This window comes from Limosilactobacillus mucosae DSM 13345 (genome assembly GCF_001436025.1).
Classification (GTDB): domain Bacteria; phylum Bacillota; class Bacilli; order Lactobacillales; family Lactobacillaceae; genus Limosilactobacillus; species Limosilactobacillus mucosae.
Map to the genome: position 1 here is coordinate 38,566 of NZ_AZEQ01000003.1, position 17,462 is coordinate 56,027.

Here is a 17,462-nt window from a genome sequence, read left to right on the forward strand (position 1 = left end):
ATTTTACTTTTGTCAAAGAAAAAATAAAAATTTTGATTGATATAAATGCTGATATCAAGGGACTTGTTATTTATTGTGAAAAATGTTCATTGAAATCTACTTGTAATTATGCATAAAAGCGCTATCATAACCTATGAGGGCTGAAGTAGAGAGTGGCCTGAGATAAAACGTCAATTGAGACCGGCTGTTAAGTACAGGCGGGATGATTTTTAAAGTATGGAAGGAAGATTAAGATGGCAAAAATGATCAGTGGCTCCGATGCAGTCTTAAAAGTAATTCGGCAATGGGGCGTTAAGCACATCTACGGTTATCCTGGTGGTTCTTTTGACTCCACGATGAACGCAATCTACAACCAACGTAAAGAATTGGAATTCATCCAGGTGCGGCATGAAGAAGCGGGGGCTTTGGCGGCAACCGCTGATGCTAAATTAACGGGCAAGATCGGGGTCTGCTTTGGCTCTGCCGGCCCGGGTGCCATTCACCTGCTCAATGGGCTGTACGATGCCAAGCATGACCATGTTCCGGTTTTGGCAATCATTGCTCAGGTTCCTTCAACGCGTATGAATCTGGATTTTTTCCAAGCAATGGATGAGGAACCGGCATTTGAGGACGTTTCGGTTTGGAACAAGACGGCAATGACGGCGGAAAGTCTGCCCCGCATGATTGATGAAGCGATTCGGCAGGCCTACAAGCATCATGGTCCAGCTACGGTTACGATTCCAAAAGACTTTGGCTGGGCCAAGATTCCTGACACCTTTGTTCCTAACGTTGCCAACCACGTTAAAGCACACTATGTCGTTGACCAGGATCTGTTGGCTAAGGCCGGCAAGCTGATCAAGGATGCCAAGGCGCCAATGATCTACTTTGGGATTGGGGCCAAGGATGCCGCTGCGGAATTAAAGCGCGTTTCGGAAAAGTACAAGATGCCGCTGGTTTCCTCAGTTTTGGCCAAGGGAATTTTGGATGAAAAGTATCCCGCCTATCTGGGCTCGGCTGGTCGGGTTGCGCCTAAGCCTGGTGCCGAGATTGGTTTTAGTACTGATTTGATCGTTTGGGTTGGTACCGACGTTCCGTTCAGTATCTTCCTGTTTAATCCGGATGCCAAGGTTATTCAAATCGATACTGATCCAGAGAAGATGGGCAAGCGTCATCACATCGACGTGCCGCTGCTGTGTGATGCTAAAACGGCTTTGGCAGCGCTGGCCGACGTTGCAGATGAAAAAGCACCATCTGCCTTTTATGATGCGGCACTGGCCGACAAGCAGAACTGGCTGGACTGGCAAAACAGCTTTAATGACAGCGAAGAGATGCCAGTTCGTCCAGAGCCGATCTTTGACGTGATCAATCAAATGGCTTCCAGCAAGGCCGTCTTTGGGGTTGATGTCGGCAACGTCAACATCAACTTTGAGCGGCTGCTGATGATTCACGACGATCAAAAGTGGTGTACTTCTGGTCAGTACGCAACGATGGGCTATGGTCTGCCGGCTGCGATCTCAGCTAAGGTGAACTACCCAGATCGCGATGTCTACAGTCTTTCTGGTGATGGCGGCTTTGCGATGCTGATGGAAGAAATCCTGACCCAGGTTAAGTACCACATGCACATCATCAACGTGGTCTTCAGCAATGAATGCCTGGGCTACATTGTGGCAGAACAGCTTGATGACTCGCACCAGCCACTGTCAGGCGTTGATCTGCCGGAAACCGACTGGGCAACCGTTGCCAAAGGGATGGGTGCTATGGCCTTTACGGTTCGCACCAAAGCTGAATTCAAAGCGGCCATGGTTGAGGCTCAGCAGACGGATCTGCCAGTAGTAATTGACGTTAAGCTCACCCATGAGATGCCGCTTTCGACCAACCACATGTTCTTAGACAAGGAGACTCAGGATCCAAAACTGGTTGACGAATACGTTGAAAAGTACCAGGCCCAAGCCTTGAAACCATTCAGCTACTTCTTAAAGGCCGCTAAGGAAGCACATGGCGAAGAAATTGACGCCTTCTCAGGAGCTTCAGCGGCCAGCGTGGAAGATGAAGCCGACAATCAGCCGCTTGCCGACACCACGACCGGCGCATCAGAGGACGCTCCCGAACCAGCAGACACTGATGCTACCAGTGGGGCTTCTCAGCACTAAAGCATTAAGCCAAGATACCAATTTTTAAGCTCGCCACTGTGCGGGCTTTTTTAGTACAAAAAAAAGCCGCTGGATAACCAGCAGCTTTTCTCGCATTCAATACCAGAACGGATTAGTTTTCGCCCATCAGCTTAGCCATACCGTTTTCGGCAACTTCTTGCAGGGTCTTGGCAGAGTCAGCCATAGCCTTGGATTCGCGTTCGTTCAGAGGAACTTCCAGAACTTGAGCGACACCAGAAGCGTTAACAACGGCTGGCGTACCAATGTAGATACCCTTCAGACCGTATTCACCATCAACAGGGGCACCAACTGGCAGAACGGCATTTTCGTCACGCAAGATAGCGCGGGAAATCCGAGTCAGGGCAGTAGCAACACCGTAGTAGGTAGCGCCTTTGCGGTTGATGATTTCGTAAGCCTTGTTACGAACGTCATCTTCAATCTTCAGCAGTTCTTCGTCAGAAACGCCCTTTTCCTTGGCCAGGTCCAGCAATGGCTTGCCGCCGATCGTAGCAGATGAGTAGGCAGCAAATTCGGAGTCACCGTGTTCAGCCATGATGTTGGCAGAAACGTCAACTGGACTAACGTCGAACTTCTTGGCCAAAGCAACCCGCAGACGAGCAGAGTCCAGAGAAGTACCGGAACCAACGACCTTGTTGCGTGGGAAGCCGGACAGCTTTTGAACGGCGTAGGTCAGGATGTCAACTGGGTTAGCGGCAACCAGGAAGATACCGTTGAAGCCAGACTTAACGATTGGTTCAACAACGGACTTGATGATCTTCAGGTTCTTGTCAACCAGTTGCAGACGAGTTTCACCTGGCTTTTGTGGAGCACCGGCAGTGATAACTACCAGGTCGGCATCCTTGCAGGTGTCGTAGTCAGCAGAGTAGATAGCCTTTGGAGCCGTGAATGGGGTAGCGTCTTCAAGGTCAAGAGCGTCACCTTCCGTACGCTTCTTGATGATGTCAACGATCGCGAATTCTTCAGCCAGGCCTTGTTGTGCCATCGCAAATGCGTAGCTTGAACCTACCGCGCCGTCACCGACGAGGACAACTTTTTGATGATTCTTAGACATAAGTAAAGTCTCCCTTAAAGTAGTATTGCATATTGCAAGACTCATTATAGCATTCTGATTTGAAATTTGTTAATAATGCGTAAATAAAGCCAGGCAAATGATAAAAAAGTTGTGTTTTTGATCATTTTATGACTGATTTCAGCTAAAATTGCGTTAGCCGCGTAAAACGCCCCAGCCGATAATGCCGCCGATCAGCAAAATAGCTGGCAGAATCAGCGTTTTGACAAAGAAAGCGGCGACGGCAATGATGGCGATCCAAAACAGCAGATGCAATGAAAGCTTGAACAGTTTCCAAAGCAGCCACAGACCGACCAGCGTTAACAGCAGTTCCATCGTGTTTTCCTCCATTGATAATTGATGATGACTGATTTTACCATTTCAACAGCGGCCAAAGCACCAAAAAGGCCTGGTATTTATGCTTTCTTAATCTAATCTGATAAATAAGATAGGTGATAGCAGTTGACAAGCAGCAGCTGCTGGAAACGCAGATTTAGATTTGATGATCCACCCTGCGCAAACCAGATCAACAAAGGAATTCCGAAACGAAAAAACTGTCCATAATGCTGCTTGAAAATTTCCGAGATTTCGATCATTTAAAAAGCAAAAAAATATTCTGTTATTATTTTCCAACTTATGATAGACTGTTACTTTAATTGTTTGATTTTTGTTAGGCTTGAAACGTTCAAAGTCAAGCTAAATATGATAAAATGGTTAGTACTAGTTAAGGAAATTTTTTCCAATCTTTTGTAGGGGAGGGATTGCCATCTTAAATCGAACCAAAAAATTCATGCGCGACAATGATCTGGATTACAAACGTGAATATATTCGACCGATGATGACACCGGAACACGTTTATATTTTCCGTTTTGGGCGGCACAAGCTCAACAACCGAGTGATCGTTCGCTACTCCCATACATGGACGGGTCGCTTAAAGATCAATGAGATTGATGTTCGGCTGCATCATCAGCATCATCCGCGAATCTTTAAGACGGAAACGGATCTGATCTTGTATCTGCAGCAGCACATGGAAAAAGAAGAACAGAAAAAGATTGCCAAGCAGGCAGTCAAACATGACGATCCGCAAAATCAATAAGCACAACTGAAGCGTCCTTGCCTTTTAGGGGCGCTTTTTTGCCATACAAAGGAGGAAAAAAGATGAATGATTGGACGGCAGTAACCGTCGAAACCAGTACGGAGGCGGTTGACGCGGTCAGCTATATTTTGACTGATACCGGCGCGGCGGGAATTCAGATTGAGGATGCCGCGGATTTTGCCAAATTGAAACCCGGCCGCTATGGCGATGAGATTATTGATCCCAGCTCGATTCCCCACCGCCAAACGGGAGCCGCGGTTACGGGATACTATCCCAGCAATGTTTTTGTTCCAGAGCTTTTACCCGGCATCAAGCAGCGGGTTTTAAAACTGCAGGCATTCGGTCTGGATCCAATGCCTGCCACGGTTAAAAGCGAAGCAATCGAAAATCAGGACTGGAAAACCGCTTGGGAAAAATACTATCACCCAGTACGAGTCACGCGGACTTTGACGGTTGTGCCGGAATGGGAGGACTATCAGCCGAGCCCAGATGAAAAGCTTTTGATTTTAGACCCCGGCATGGCATTTGGCACGGGAACGCATCCAACCACGCAATTGATGATGCAGGCTCTGGAGCTTACGGTGCGCGGTGGTGAAAGCATGCTGGACGTCGGTACCGGATCAGGCGTGCTCAGTATTGCTGCTAAACTGCTGGGCGTTGGTAAGATTAAGGCCTATGACATTGATGAGGTGGCTGTCCACTCTGCTAAAAAGAATCTGGCGCTCAATCCGGCTGCTAAAGACGTTGAGATTGGCGTAAACAGTCTTTTGGATGGCATTCATGATCAAGATGCTGATCTGATCGTTGCCAATATTCTGGCTGAGATTATTTTGCCGCTGATCCCACAGGCTTATGAAAATCTCAAGCCAGGCGGTCATTTTCTGACTTCTGGGATCATCAATGACAAATTTGATGAAGTGGCACAAGGCTTGCGTGATGGCGGCTTTAAAATCGATGAGACGATGCGCATTAAGGATTGGTATGGCATTATTGCTCATAAGCCAACGCACGCAGAATAATAGGAGGCCCATATGCAACGCTATTTTATCAATGAATCGGTGCCTGAAGATCAACGGCTCGTCTTGCCAAAAGACATTGCCCATCATCTGGTTGACGTTTTGCGCGCGGAGCAAAATGATGAGCTGGAAGTTGTGCTTAATGATCAAAAAGTCTATCTGGCCCGGCTTGTCAGTCTGAATCCAGCCACCATCGAGCTGCAAAGCGATCTGGGTACTGATGCCGAATTACCGGTGGAAGTAATTTTGGCTTGCGGGCTGCCCAAGACCAAGGAAAAGCCGGAACTGATCGTGCAGAAGGCTACTGAAATGGGAGCCAGCCGAATTGTCTTTTTTGCGGCGCAGCGTTCCATCAGCCGGTGGAATCCACAAAAACAGGCCAAAAAAATCGAACGGCTGCAAAAAATTGCCAATGCCGCGGCCGAGCAGTCGCATCGCAATCGCCAGCCAGAAGTCGTTTATGGCGGCAAGCTCAGTGACGTCTTAAAAAACGAGGCGGCCGACTTTAAGATCGTGGCTTGGGAAGAATCAGCCAAGCAGGGTGAGGAGGCTAATCTGGCTAAAACGCTCAAGCAGCTGCAGCCAGGCCAAAAGCTGTTAGCAGTCTTTGGTCCAGAAGGCGGACTCAGCGCGGCCGAAGTTGATCAAATGAAAGAGCAAGGCGTCGTACCGGCTGGCTTGGGACCACGGATTCTGCGCACGGAAACGGCACCGCTGTATCTGCTGGCTGCTGTTTCCTATCAGTTGGAACTGGCTCGTTAAGCGCGTTGCCAAGCATTGTGTTACAATAAATGTCAATCAATTTGGCATGAGTGAGGAGATTTTAATGGAGAAGTTGCAGCAATTTTGGCGGACGACCGATCGCCGGCTTTTAATCAGCGATCTGGTGCTATCATTGGTGATCAACCCGCTGTTTTTAAAGCAGCACGTGGTATCGCGCGTTCAGATCATTATTTGGCTTTTGGTGTTGGTTAATTTCTGCTACGTTGTCTGGGCCGGCAGAAGAATCGCTAAGCAGCAGGACCGCTCCTGGCAGCTGCTGGTCTTTCCAGTCGGCTATCTGATCGGCGTCCGGCTTTTTCAAGTATCACGCTACACTTACTATTTCGCACTGGTCTATTTAGGCATCGAATACCTGGCTAAGGCTATGACTCAAGATGCCGTCAAAAATCAATCTAAAGAAAGCAAGTTGATGCAGGATGTCAAAAAACAATGAACTAACGCATGAAGACGTTAAAAAGATCGTTTCTTCATACATGAATGAAGAACATGTTGAAATGGTTGAGCGCGCCTACCATTTTGCTGCGGTTGCGCACGCTGACCAGCATCGCAAGTCGGGCGAGGCCTATATCATCCATCCGATTCAAGTTGCCGGCATCCTGGCCAATCTGCACATGGATCCAGAAACGGTATGCGCGGGCTACATGCATGATATCGTTGAAGATACCGGAGCCACTTTGGACGATATTCGCGAGCTTTTTGGCCCGACGATTGCCATGATCGTGGATGGCGACACCAAGATCTCTAAGATTCATTACAAGTCCAACAAAGAACAGATGGCCGAAACGCACCGTAAGCTTTTGCTGGCAATGAGCAAGGATATCCGCGTGATGATCGTTAAACTGGCTGACCGCCTGCACAATATGCGGACGCTGCAGCATCTGCGTCCCGACAAGCAGCGGCGGATTGCCAACGAAACGCTGGAAATCTACGCGCCGATTGCCGACCGACTGGGGATCAGCACCATTAAATGGGAGCTGGAGGATCTATCGCTGCGCTATCTCAATCCGCAGCAGTACTACCGCATCGTGCATCTGATGAATTCGCGGCGGGATCAGCGAGTCGAATACATCAACCGCGCCATTGTCGACGTTAAAAAAGCCATCAGCGATCTGGAATTGGGACCCAACGTCGAGATTTATGGCCGCCCGAAGCACATCTACTCGGTCTACCGCAAGATGGTCACACAGCATAAACAGTTTGAGCAGATTTATGACCTGCTGGCGATTCGGGTCGTGGTTGACTCAATCAAGGACTGCTATGCCGTTTTGGGCGCGGTTCATACCAACTGGAAGCCAATGCCGGGCCGTTTTAAGGACTATATTGCCATGCCGAAAGCAAACGGCTATCAGTCGCTGCATACCACGGTAATTGGTCCAGAAGGCCGGCTGCTGGAGATTCAGATTCGAACTCATGATATGCATGAGGTTGCCGAATACGGGGTTGCCGCACACTGGGCCTATAAAGAAGGCAAGACTAACGGTATCAAGCAGACGCAAGACTCTAAAAAACTCAACGTGGTCAAGGAAATTCTGGAGCTGCAGAGTGAATCGCAAGGCACCGATGAGTTTTTGCAGGGTATTCAAAGCGATGTTTTTGCCGATAAGGTCTACGCGTTTACTCCCAAAGGCGACGTTATTGAAATGCCAAAGGGCGCGGGGCCGCTGGATATGGCCTACCAGATTCATACGGAAGTCGGCAATCATACGACTGGTGCCAAGGTCAATGGCCGCATCGTACCTTTGAACTATGAGATTAAAAACGGCGATATCGTCGACATTTTAACCTCATCCAGTTCAGCGGGGCCAAGTCGCGACTGGCTGGATCTGGTGTTTACGCGGCGGGCCCGCAATAAGATTCGTCAGTTCTTTAGAGCTCATGATCACGACAAGAACGTGGAAAGCGGCCGTCAGATTATTGCCAGTCAGCTGCGTGATGCTGGCTATGATCCTAATGAGCTGATGACTACGGAAAAGAACAATCAGATTGCCGATCAGATGCACTACAAGACGGCTGATGACATGTTTGCCGCGGTTGGTTTTGGCGATGTGCCGCCAATTGGGGTGCGCAATCGCTTTACCGCCGATATTCGTAAAAAAGAGGCTGATGACAAGCAGCGGGCCGCGCAAAAAGCCGTTTTGGAAGATCACCAGACTTTTGAAAATAAAAATGCCAACAACCCGCGTAAGTTTGCCAAAAGCTCAGAAGGCGTGGTCGTTGAAGGTGTTGACAATCTCTTGACGCGGCTCAGCCATTGCTGCAGTCCCGTGCCCGGCGATGAGATCGTTGGCTACATTACCAAGGGCCGCGGGGTTTCCGTTCACCGTGCTGACTGTCCCAACGTTAAGGCCGCCGAAAAGAACGGCGAGCGGCTGGTCTCGGTCTTTTGGGCCAATCCAGCCGGCGATAAGACCAACTACAATGCCGATATTGAAGTTGAGGGCTACAATCGCAATGGCCTGTTGAATGACGTGCTGCGTTCAATCAACAACAACACGCGCTTTTTAACGTCAGTGAATGGTAAGGTCGATCACAACAAGATGGCTACGATCTCTGCCACGATTGGCGTGCGCAACAGTCAGCATCTGCAGCTGATCTTGGACAGTCTGAAAAACATTCCAGATGTCTATGTCGTCAAACGGGTAATTCGTTAAGAGGTGATCAAATGCGTGTCGTATTGCAACGAGTCAATCATGCTGCCGTCAGAATCGATGGTGAAACGGTCGGCCAGATTCAAAAAGGCTACCTGCTGTTGGTCGGTCTGGCACCGGAAGATACTGGTGAGCAGCTGGATTGGATGGTACACAAAATCGTCAACCTGCGTGTTTTTGAAGATGAAAACGGCAAGCTGAACCGAGCACTGGCTGATGTCAATGGCGAGATTTTGTCGATTTCACAGTTTACCCTGTATGCTGACGTCAAACATGGCAATCGGCCTGGTTTTTCAAAAGCTGCTAAGCCGGAAATTGCCGCGCCTTTATATGACCGTTTCAACGAAAAACTGCGTCAAGCCGGCGTGCATGTTGAAACCGGTCGTTTTGGCGCTGATATGAAAGTTGAGCTGGAAAACGACGGTCCGGTTACGATTCTTTATGAAAAATAGTTTTTAAAAAGCGAGCAGCGGTTAGACCGTTACTCGCTTTTTAATTAGGTTCTTGAATAGCTGATCGATAATCGGCAGGTACTGGCGTCATTGTCATGACAATCAGTAGTTACAGTCAGCTTAACGTTAAAAACAACATCGCTTTGCAAATCATACTTGAATCGATTGGGACTAGAAAATCTACACATTGATCAATTTATCAGTAGCGTTCCAAAATGCCGTCGACTGCGGGGCCGTACGTTTCGCCAAACAAGATCAGATGCATGCACAGATAGTAGAACTGATACCATGGCAGTCGCTCATTGACCCCTTTTGCCAATGGATACTCCTGCTGATAGGCTTGGTAGAACGCGGGCTCAAAGCCGCCAAAAATCGTGGTCATAGCCAGATCAAACTCACGATCGCCATAGACGGCATCCGGATCGATCAAAACTGGCTGCCCAGTTTCACCAAACATATAGTTGCCTGCCCAGAGATCACCGTGCAAAAGACTGGGGATGACCTGGTGCTGATCATAATAGTCACTGAAGGCTTGGCGCATTCTTTGATAGTGAGTCTCGCGCCAGTCATTCCAACGTCCGTTTTTCTTAGCAACGGCAATTTCGGGATCTAGCCGCTGCTTGAGATAAAAGTCGCGCCAGCTGTCATTCCACTCATTGTTTTTAACTAGCGCTCTGGTGGTGTGATTTTCATAAAAGCCAAACTGTTTGGCGTGCTGGGCGTGCATTTTGGCGACTGCTCGTCCTAGATCAGCCTGCGAGCCGCTGCCGCTTTCGATCCATTCCAAAGCCAGGTAGGCATCATTTTGAATCTGTCCTTGGGCAAGCGGGGTCGGCGTTTTGACTAAGGCACCGATTTCTTCTAGGCCGCGTTTTTCATGATCAAAATAGCCGGCAGGATGATTGGGCTGAACCTTAAGAAAATAGGTTCTTTGATCAGCCTTGATCTGATAGGCGGCATTGATGTCGCCACCAGCAACCGGCTGACAATCTTGAATCTGGCGAAACGGCAATTGGCTGAGCCATTTTTGATTAAGCTGATATGCAGACATAAGACCAACATCCTTTCTGTCTAGTTTTTAAAGTAGTTATTTAATCCCTTGGCAATATCGCGGGCGATCTTTTGCTGATAGCTGGCATTTTTGATTTGATTAAAGTCTTTAGTTGAATTGATGTAGCCCATTTCGCAAAGCACGGCTGGACGGGTATTATCGCGAATGACCAGAAAGTCGCCAAACTCAATGCCGCGATTGGTTAATGGCAGGTTATTCAGCTGCTTATTCAGTGCCTTGGCCAGCCTTTTGGATGCACCCTTATGGTAATAATAGGTTGTAAATCCCGAGGCTTCGTTGCGAGCCGGCGAAGAATCGAAATGGAAACTGATAAAGGCGTCGGCATGCATGCTTTCGGCAAGGGCCGGGCGCGGTTTGAGTCCAACGTAACGGTCCGAGTCGCGTGTCATAATGACATGTGCTCCTCGCAGCCGCAGTTCTTGAGCGACACGATTAGCCAGCTGCAGCGTATAGGTCTTTTCCATGTAGCGCTTGCTGGTACTGTCTTTATATTCGGCACCAGAGTCAGAACCGCCATGGCCAGGGTCAATTACGATCGTAGCTTCGGAAAGGTTTGAGACGTGCTTGAGATTGTTTTTGGGATGAACCAGCCAGCTGGCGACCCAGCCAAAACGCTGATCGCTTAGCCGAATCTTGTACCATGAGTTGCGCGTTTTGAGAATCGTTACGCGCTGGCCTTTTTTAACGGTACCGATCGTGGCATAGTCCAGTCCAGGACCGGTACGGACGTTGAGCCCACTGGTTTCAATGGTGGTCGTCCGCGAAAACGTCAGCGCGACCACCATGACAATTGCAATTAATGCCATGCTGATCGCAACCAGGACAGCTTTGGCAGGACGATGAAACTTCAAGATTTTAGCTCCTTTATCATGAATCATTAAGATAAGTTTAGAAAGCATCAATTGGAAAATCAAGACTAATTCATGGCTGGCCTATTGACTAAACAGCTCAAGCCTAGTAGGCTAAGTAAGTAATTAAATTTAGAGATGCCGATGAAAAAGAATGTTCGGTCTGCCATAGCTTTCAGCGAGCGGGGAATTGGTGCAAGCCCTGTCGATTGGCTGCCGAGTGACGCTTTGGAGGCAGGGTCATGACCCCGTCGAAGCTACGTTACCCAAGAGTAAACCCAAGGTGGTACCGTGCATTCAAGCACCCTTGCAGCAGCAGGGGTGCTTTTTTAAATCGACTGATTGATCAATGGAGGAGAGATACAATGCGCTATCAACGCCCAAAAGGCACGGCTGATATCTTGCCGGGCGAATCCGCTCAGTGGGAAGCCGTTGAGAAGCTGGCTCGTGAAATCTTTGCGCGCTATGGCTACCGCGAAATTCGCACGCCAATTTTTGAAAACTACAATATTTTTGCCCGCTCGGCTGGTGAGACTTCTGATGTCGTTACCAAAGAAATGTATGACTTTAAAGATAAGGGTGATCGTCACGTGGCGCTGCGCCCAGAAGGTACGGCTGGCGTAGTCCGGGCCTATGTTGAAAACAAGCTGTATGGTCCTGAATACAACAAGCCTTACAAGGTCTACTACATGGGACCGATGTTTCGCTATGAGCGGCCGCAGTCTGGTCGGCAGCGTGAGTTCCACCAAATTGGGGTTGAAGCATTTGGCAGCGATAATCCAGCCGTTGACGTTGAAGTTATGACCATGGCGCTGCGCCTGTTCAAGCAGCTGGGTCTAACGGGTCTGCGCGTAGCCATCAACACGCTTGGCGATCAAGAAACGCGCGATACCTACCGTCAAGCACTGATCGACTACTTAAAGCCGCACTACGATGAACTGAGCGAAGACTCTCAAGAACGTCTGGAAAAGAATCCATTACGGGTCTTAGACAGCAAGGATCCGCGCGACAAGCAGTTTGTTGACGATGCGCCATCGATTTTGGACTATTTGACTGATGATGCCCAAAAGCACTTTGATCTGGTCAAGGAAATGCTGGATGAGCTGGATATTGACTACACGGTTGACCCAACCATGGTGCGGGGACTGGATTACTACAACCACACGATCTTTGAGGTCATGGTTCAGGCAAAGTCGCTTGGTCAAGGCTACACGACGATCTGTGGCGGGGGCCGCTACAGTGGACTGGTTGAAGAGCTTGGCGGTCCGGATACGCCAGGGGTTGGCTTTGGGATTGGCTTAGAACGGCTGATGCTTTTGCTCAACGAAGAAGGACTGCTTAAAAAAGCGGATCCTGACCTAGACGTTTATGTTGTTGGCATTGGCGAGGCAACCAATACTGCCAGCTTTAAACTGGTTGAAGCAGCGCGGGATGCCGGCTTTGTTGCTGAACGCGACTACTTGAACCGTAAGCCGAAAGCGCAGTTTAAGACGGCTGCCAAGGAAAATGCAAAAGTCGTTTTGACGATTGGCCAAAAAGAACTGGAAAGCGGCACGGTTCACTTTAAGGTAATGGCCACGGGTGAAGAGACTACTTTACCACTGGACCGCATTTTTGCTGATTTTAAAGCCGTTTATCAAGAACAGACAAAGGGGTAATAAAAAATGAAGCGTACCAATTATGCTGGTGAGACCAGTGAACAGCAGATTGGCCAAGAAGTCGTCGTTAAAGGCTGGGTGGCCAAACGACGCAATCTGGGTGGCCTGATCTTTATCGACTTGTGGGATCGCTCAGGCATCGTGCAGCTGGTTTTTGATGAAAAAATTGATCCGGCGGCATTTGAAATCGCCAATCAGGTGCGGAACCAATACGTCATTGAAGCGCATGGTCTGGTGCGGGCTCGTAAGGAAGTCAACCCTGACATGAAGACGGGCAAGATCGAGATTGAAGTCAAGGAAGCCAGCATTTTGGCCAAGTCCAAGCCAATGCCGTTTGAAATCGTGGATGACGTTGATGCTTCTGAAGAACTGCGCTTGAAATACCGCTACCTTGATCTGCGCCGCCCTGAGATGATGAAGCGCTTGATGCTGCGGAGCAAGGTTACGCATGTCGTTCACCGCTACTTTGAAAAGAACGGCTTCTTAGACGTTGAAACGCCAGAACTGACGCGCTCTACTCCAGAAGGGGCGCGTGACTACATCGTGCCTTCACGGGTCTACCCAGGCAGCTTCTATGCTTTGCCGCAATCGCCACAGTTGTTCAAGCAGCTGTTGATGGCAGCTGGGGTCGACAAGTACTACCAGATTGCCAAATGCTTCCGTGATGAGGACTTGCGGGGCGACCGGCAGCCAGAATTTACGCAGATCGATACTGAAATGAGCTTTGCTACGCCAGAAGACATTCAAGCGATGACAGAAGGCCTGATCAAAGACGTTATGAAAGAAGTCTTGGACATTGACGTTAAGACGCCTTTCCCACGTATGGAATGGCAAGAGGCAATGGACAAGTACGGTACCGACAAGCCGGATACGCGTTTTGAAATGCTGATTCATGATATCAGTGATCTGGTGAAGGACAGCTCGTTTAAGGTATTCAGCAGTACGGTGGCAGCTGGCAACTATGTCCGGGCCATTGTCGTACCTGGTGGAGCTGATAAGTACTCCCGTAAAGACATCAGCAAGCAGGAAGACTACATCAAGCGCTATAATGCCAAGGGGCTGGCCTGGGTCAAGGTTGGCGCGGATGGCTACAATGGTCCCGTTGCCAAGTTCTTAAACGATCAAGCTGCTGAATTAAATGCGGCGCTTGATGCCAAGGAAGGCGACTTGATCTTAATCGTTGCCGGTTCGTTCCACGTGGTCTGCGATTCATTAGGCTACCTGCGAAACCACTTTGCTGAAGAACTCGGCTTAAAAGACCCTAACCAATGGAACTACGTCTGGATCGTCAACTGGCCAATGTTTGAATATGATGAAGGCTTTGGTAAGTGGATCGCGGCTCACCACCCATTCACGATGCTTAACCCTGAGGATCTGCACTATCTGGAAGATGGCGAAGACCCACATCAGGCGCACGCACAAAGCTATGACATCGTTTTGAACGGTCAAGAAATCGGTGGGGGCTCCATCCGTATTCACGACCCTGAAATTCAAGAAAAGGTCTTTAAGGCCCTGGGCTACAGCAAAGAAAAGGCTCAAGCACGCTTCGGCTTTTTGATCAAGGCTTTGGAACTGGGAATGCCTCCAGAGGGTGGTCTGGCAATTGGCCTGGATCGCTGGGTAATGTTCCTGTCGCAGGCTGACAGCATTCGTGATGTGATTGCCTTCCCTAAGAACTCAAAGGCCGTTGAACCATTGACGGCAGCACCAGCTCGCGTCAGTGAACAACAGTTGGAAGAGCTGCGTCTGGAAGTTCCTGCTGAAGACGAAGACAAAGAAGACTAACTGAATAAGCTGTAAAAAAGGATCCGCTGGCTTGGCGGATCCTTTTTGATTAAGGTGGGGGAATATGCAATTACTTACTTTTGACTAAAAACCGGCGCAAAGTATGTAAATTCAGGGCCGGCAATCGTTCAAAACTGGATTTTCTTCACTAAGTCAAGGATCTTTCGGCCAGCAAAGTACAACTAAAAACGCTTTGACAGAACCGCGCCAAGAATCTGGACTTATGATGAGCTGGCCTTAAAACGATCAGCCTTAATCAGACCCGCCTAAAAGCTGGCTGCGATCAGTCAGCAGCGAATATAAAATCATGAAACTTGTGCGTGTCCTGCAATGGCAGATCTTGGCTCCGGCTGCGGTTATTCAAGCTTGAAATTGCGGACGACCTTGTCCAGATCCTCCTGCTCGATTCCAAGATAATGGCGGGTATTGCGTTCAGAAGAGTGGTTGAACAGCTGCGAGATGATTTCGATATTGACGCCATCTTTATATAACTGACGGCCAAACGTCTTACGAAACGAGTGCGTCCCCAGCTTGGCTACCAGTTTTTCGTTGCCGGTTTTACGGGCGATTCGCTGCAGCATTTGATAAAAGCCGTGCACGGAGAAGTGACCGTCTTGGCGGCCGGGGAACAGCCAATCATTATCGTCTTTGAAGTCCAGTTCGTTTAAGTAGTTGATGATCTCAGCCAGACAGTTGTTCCAGTAAAGCGTCTTGGCCTTACCGGTTTTTTGCTCGATGATCCGCGTTTGGGTCTTGTTTTTAACGTGGCCAACCCGCAGCGTCACGACATCAGAGGCGCGCAGGCCGTTGTTTAACGCAATCGAGATCAAAAGCAGATTGCGGTTGACCAATTCGGGACGTGAATATTGGCGAATAGCTTCTTGCAGTTCGTGATACTCGGCGGTCGTTAAAAATTTGACGTTTTCCACCCAGATCTTACGGTCGCCTTTCTTTTCGCCATTGGTCTTGTTTTTGGGAACGTAGATGCGTTTTTTCGCCATAGAAATTCCTCCTTAACAGCGAACGAGTCAATAATTTTATTGTAGCGATAAAATACGCTAAAATAAAGAGACTCGCTTATTAAAGAAAGGATGCGATCAAATGCTGATTGGCTCACACGTCAGTCTTAAAGCGCCCAAAATGCTGCTTGGTTCTGCTCAAGAAGCAGCCAGCTATGGGGCCAATACGTTTATGGTTTATACCGGTGCGCCGCAGAATACCAAACGCAAGCCGCTTGATGAAATGAAGATTCCAGAAGGTCGGGCCTACATTGAAGAGCACGGTTTCAGTCATCTGGTGGTGCATGCGCCTTATATCGTTAATCTGGGCAACACGCTCAAGCCGCAGAACTTTGCTTTTGGCGTTGAGTTCCTGCGTCAAGAGGTTCAACGGGCCGCGGCCATTGGTGCCACGCAGATTACGCTGCATCCCGGAGCTCATGTCGGTGCTGGGGCCAAAGTAGCCTTACATCAGATTGCACAAGGATTAAATGAGATCATCACGCCCGATCAAAAGCCGCAGATTGCGATTGAAACCATGGCTGGTAAGGGAACTGAGGTCGGCACTTCATTTGAGCAGATTGCCGAGATCATGGATCAGGTTGTCTATAACGAAAAGCTCTCGGTAACGTTTGATACATGTCATACCAATGATGCCGGCTATAACGTCAAAAACGACTTTGATGGCGTCTTGGAAGAATTTGATCATATCTTGGGCCTTGAAAAGCTGCAGGTCATTCACTTAAACGATTCTAAGAATCCACAGGGCAGCCATAAAGACCGCCACGAAAACCTGGGGATGGGAACGATTGGCTTTGAGGCGCTCAGTTATATTGCCCATCATCCGCAATTGGAACAGGTGCCTAAAATTATGGAGACGCCCTGGGTTCCACTGGCCGATAATCCTAAAAAGAAAGTCGCTCCTTATGGCGAAGAGATCAAGATGATCACAAACAATCAGTTTGATCCAACGTTTGTGGAACGACTAAGCCATTCTGAAAATTAGTTGAAATTTTTTCAAAAAAGCAGTTGACGCTCTTTTTTGGATTAAGTATAATATCATTCGTAGTGATAAGATTGAAGCAGTCAATTAGACGCTTTTGATCGCAACAGTACGGAATTCTAAGCTCGGAGGGAGGGAATCAACAATGTCAAAGACTATCGTTCGCAAGAATGAATCGTTAGACGACGCTCTTCGACGCTTTAAGCGTACGGTTTCACGGAACGGAACGCTGCAAGAATACCGCAAGCGTGAATTTTACGAAAAGCCAAGCGTAAAACGTAAGTTGAAATCTGAAGCAGCTCGGAAGCGCAAAAACAAGCGCCGTCACTAGAATGCTGCAGCTCCTGGGCGAATGTCTCATTCACCAGGGGCTTTTTTGTATAATTTAGAAAAACGGGAGGAACTTGAAATGAGTCTATTGGATAAGCTGACTAAAGACATGGTTGCCGCAATGAAAGCCAAGGACAAGGAAACCTTGAGCACGGTCCGGATGCTTAAGGCTTCGGTTCAAAACGAAAAGATCAAGTTGGGTCATGAATTAAGCGAAGAAGAAGAAAATTCGCTGTTGGCGCGTGAATACAAGCAGCGCAAGGAAGCTTTGGAAGAATTCGTTGCTGCCAAGCGTCAGGATCTTATTGACAAGACCAAGGCTGAAATGAGCGTTGTTGAAAAGTACATGCCAAAGCAGCTTTCTGATGACGAAATCAAGCAGATCGTTGATGAGGCCGTTCAAGCTACGGGTGCTGACAGCATGAAGGACTTCGGCAAGGTAATGAAGTCGGTTATGCCAAAGGTTAAGGGCAAGGCTGATGGCAAAGTAGTCAACCAAACCGTTAAGGATGCCCTGCAAAAATAAGGCATTAATGTACCGGATTGCTGATCAATCAAGCTATTGATCAAGATGA

General features: G+C 48.6%; 17 protein-coding genes. 12 read left to right on the forward strand and 5 right to left on the reverse strand.

The features are described 5' to 3' along the window. The first annotated feature begins 233 nt into the window (after positions 1 to 233). Positions 234 to 2,129 (forward strand): pyruvate oxidase, encoded by a 1,896-nt coding sequence (spxB, locus tag FC47_RS01955; RefSeq protein ID WP_006499803.1) that lies wholly within the window; start codon positions 234 to 236, stop codon positions 2,127 to 2,129. Between the two features lie 112 nt (positions 2,130 to 2,241). Here the strand turns inward: spxB and FC47_RS01960 are convergent, their stop codons facing one another. Both FC47_RS01960 and FC47_RS01965 read right to left on the reverse strand, forming a co-directional pair. After that, a complete protein-coding gene (locus FC47_RS01960) occupies positions 2,242 to 3,201 on the reverse strand; it encodes an L-lactate dehydrogenase (RefSeq protein ID WP_006499804.1) in 960 nt (319 codons plus the stop codon). Positions 3,202 to 3,354: 153 nt separating this feature from the next. Beyond that, on the reverse strand, positions 3,355 to 3,534 hold the full coding sequence (locus FC47_RS01965; RefSeq protein WP_034540933.1) for a hypothetical protein: 180 nt from the start codon (positions 3,532 to 3,534) through the stop codon (positions 3,355 to 3,357). 454 nt (positions 3,535 to 3,988) lie between these two features. On the opposite strand from FC47_RS01965, the gene FC47_RS01970 reads away from it, so the two are divergent. From FC47_RS01970 to dtd, 6 genes are all read left to right on the forward strand, one after another. Next, the gene (locus FC47_RS01970) at positions 3,989 to 4,294 is read left to right on the forward strand and encodes a hypothetical protein (protein ID WP_006499807.1); all 306 of its coding nucleotides are present in this window, start codon (positions 3,989 to 3,991) and stop codon (positions 4,292 to 4,294) included. A gap of 62 nt (positions 4,295 to 4,356) precedes the next feature. Then, positions 4,357 to 5,313, forward strand: coding sequence for a 50S ribosomal protein L11 methyltransferase (gene prmA, locus FC47_RS01975; protein WP_056967697.1), 957 nt, complete (start codon positions 4,357 to 4,359; stop codon positions 5,311 to 5,313). Between the two features lie 12 nt (positions 5,314 to 5,325). After that, complete coding sequence (locus tag FC47_RS01980; protein ID WP_056967699.1) at positions 5,326 to 6,072, forward strand: 16S rRNA (uracil(1498)-N(3))-methyltransferase; 747 nt, start codon at positions 5,326 to 5,328, stop codon at positions 6,070 to 6,072. Positions 6,073 to 6,136: 64 nt separating this feature from the next. Continuing rightward, complete coding sequence (locus tag FC47_RS01985) at positions 6,137 to 6,526, forward strand: hypothetical protein (RefSeq protein WP_033935619.1); 390 nt, start codon at positions 6,137 to 6,139, stop codon at positions 6,524 to 6,526. Continuing rightward, the gene (locus tag FC47_RS01990; protein ID WP_056967701.1) at positions 6,510 to 8,744 is read left to right on the forward strand and encodes a RelA/SpoT family protein; all 2,235 of its coding nucleotides are present in this window, start codon (positions 6,510 to 6,512) and stop codon (positions 8,742 to 8,744) included. The genes FC47_RS01985 and FC47_RS01990 overlap by 17 nt, the downstream gene beginning before the upstream one ends. Positions 8,745 to 8,755: 11 nt before the next feature. Then, positions 8,756 to 9,193, forward strand: a complete 438-nt coding sequence (gene dtd / locus FC47_RS01995) for a D-aminoacyl-tRNA deacylase (RefSeq protein ID WP_056967703.1) — start codon at positions 8,756 to 8,758, stop codon at positions 9,191 to 9,193. Positions 9,194 to 9,392: 199 nt separating this feature from the next. On the opposite strand, the gene FC47_RS02000 is transcribed toward dtd, so the two are convergent. Beyond that, positions 9,393 to 10,244, reverse strand: coding sequence for a fructosamine kinase family protein (locus FC47_RS02000; RefSeq protein WP_056967705.1), 852 nt, complete (start codon positions 10,242 to 10,244; stop codon positions 9,393 to 9,395). A 20-nt stretch (positions 10,245 to 10,264) separates the two neighbouring features. Beyond that, the gene (locus FC47_RS02005) at positions 10,265 to 11,071 is read right to left on the reverse strand and encodes an N-acetylmuramoyl-L-alanine amidase family protein (RefSeq protein ID WP_045025561.1); all 807 of its coding nucleotides are present in this window, start codon (positions 11,069 to 11,071) and stop codon (positions 10,265 to 10,267) included. 407 nt (positions 11,072 to 11,478) lie between these two features. Between FC47_RS02005 and hisS the strand changes: the two genes are divergently transcribed. Next, the gene (gene hisS / locus FC47_RS02010) at positions 11,479 to 12,771 is read left to right on the forward strand and encodes a histidine--tRNA ligase (RefSeq protein WP_045025444.1); all 1,293 of its coding nucleotides are present in this window, start codon (positions 11,479 to 11,481) and stop codon (positions 12,769 to 12,771) included. 6 nt (positions 12,772 to 12,777) lie between these two features. Continuing rightward, on the forward strand, positions 12,778 to 14,556 hold the full coding sequence (aspS, locus tag FC47_RS02015; RefSeq protein ID WP_045025443.1) for an aspartate--tRNA ligase: 1,779 nt from the start codon (positions 12,778 to 12,780) through the stop codon (positions 14,554 to 14,556). Positions 14,557 to 14,912: 356 nt separating this feature from the next. Here the strand turns inward: aspS and FC47_RS02020 are convergent, their stop codons facing one another. Continuing rightward, complete coding sequence (locus tag FC47_RS02020; RefSeq protein WP_033935613.1) at positions 14,913 to 15,557, reverse strand: site-specific integrase; 645 nt, start codon at positions 15,555 to 15,557, stop codon at positions 14,913 to 14,915. 100 nt (positions 15,558 to 15,657) lie between these two features. Between FC47_RS02020 and FC47_RS02025 the strand changes: the two genes are divergently transcribed. The 3 genes from FC47_RS02025 (at position 15,658) to FC47_RS02035 (ending at position 17,413) form a co-directional block, all read left to right on the forward strand. After that, positions 15,658 to 16,560, forward strand: coding sequence for a deoxyribonuclease IV (locus FC47_RS02025; protein WP_056967707.1), 903 nt, complete (start codon positions 15,658 to 15,660; stop codon positions 16,558 to 16,560). A gap of 142 nt (positions 16,561 to 16,702) precedes the next feature. Continuing rightward, positions 16,703 to 16,888: a 30S ribosomal protein S21 gene (gene rpsU, locus FC47_RS02030; RefSeq protein ID WP_033935611.1), complete on the forward strand. Its 186-nt coding sequence runs from the start codon at positions 16,703 to 16,705 to the stop codon at positions 16,886 to 16,888. 78 nt (positions 16,889 to 16,966) lie between these two features. Further along, positions 16,967 to 17,413: a GatB/YqeY domain-containing protein gene (locus FC47_RS02035; protein WP_033935610.1), complete on the forward strand. Its 447-nt coding sequence runs from the start codon at positions 16,967 to 16,969 to the stop codon at positions 17,411 to 17,413. The last annotated feature ends 49 nt before the right edge of the window (positions 17,414 to 17,462 follow it).

Excerpts from the sequence above, each read along its gene's own strand:
- spxB (WP_006499803.1), top strand. The coding sequence starts at position 234 with ATGGCAAAAATGATCAGTGGCTCCGATGCAGTCTTAAAAGTAATTCGG.
- FC47_RS01960 (WP_006499804.1), bottom strand. The coding sequence starts at position 3,201 with ATGTCTAAGAATCATCAAAAAGTTGTCCTCGTCGGTGACGGCGCGGTA.
- FC47_RS01965 (WP_034540933.1), bottom strand. The coding sequence starts at position 3,534 with ATGGAACTGCTGTTAACGCTGGTCGGTCTGTGGCTGCTTTGGAAACTG.
- FC47_RS01970 (WP_006499807.1), top strand. The coding sequence starts at position 3,989 with ATGCGCGACAATGATCTGGATTACAAACGTGAATATATTCGACCGATG.
- prmA (WP_056967697.1), top strand. The coding sequence starts at position 4,357 with ATGAATGATTGGACGGCAGTAACCGTCGAAACCAGTACGGAGGCGGTT.
- FC47_RS01980 (WP_056967699.1), top strand. The coding sequence starts at position 5,326 with ATGCAACGCTATTTTATCAATGAATCGGTGCCTGAAGATCAACGGCTC.
- FC47_RS01985 (WP_033935619.1), top strand. The coding sequence starts at position 6,137 with ATGGAGAAGTTGCAGCAATTTTGGCGGACGACCGATCGCCGGCTTTTA.
- FC47_RS01990 (WP_056967701.1), top strand. The coding sequence starts at position 6,510 with ATGTCAAAAAACAATGAACTAACGCATGAAGACGTTAAAAAGATCGTT.
- dtd (WP_056967703.1), top strand. The coding sequence starts at position 8,756 with ATGCGTGTCGTATTGCAACGAGTCAATCATGCTGCCGTCAGAATCGAT.
- FC47_RS02000 (WP_056967705.1), bottom strand. The coding sequence starts at position 10,244 with ATGTCTGCATATCAGCTTAATCAAAAATGGCTCAGCCAATTGCCGTTT.
- FC47_RS02005 (WP_045025561.1), bottom strand. The coding sequence starts at position 11,071 with ATGGCATTAATTGCAATTGTCATGGTGGTCGCGCTGACGTTTTCGCGG.
- hisS (WP_045025444.1), top strand. The coding sequence starts at position 11,479 with ATGCGCTATCAACGCCCAAAAGGCACGGCTGATATCTTGCCGGGCGAA.
- aspS (WP_045025443.1), top strand. The coding sequence starts at position 12,778 with ATGAAGCGTACCAATTATGCTGGTGAGACCAGTGAACAGCAGATTGGC.
- FC47_RS02020 (WP_033935613.1), bottom strand. The coding sequence starts at position 15,557 with ATGGCGAAAAAACGCATCTACGTTCCCAAAAACAAGACCAATGGCGAA.
- FC47_RS02025 (WP_056967707.1), top strand. The coding sequence starts at position 15,658 with ATGCTGATTGGCTCACACGTCAGTCTTAAAGCGCCCAAAATGCTGCTT.
- rpsU (WP_033935611.1), top strand. The coding sequence starts at position 16,703 with ATGTCAAAGACTATCGTTCGCAAGAATGAATCGTTAGACGACGCTCTT.
- FC47_RS02035 (WP_033935610.1), top strand. The coding sequence starts at position 16,967 with ATGAGTCTATTGGATAAGCTGACTAAAGACATGGTTGCCGCAATGAAA.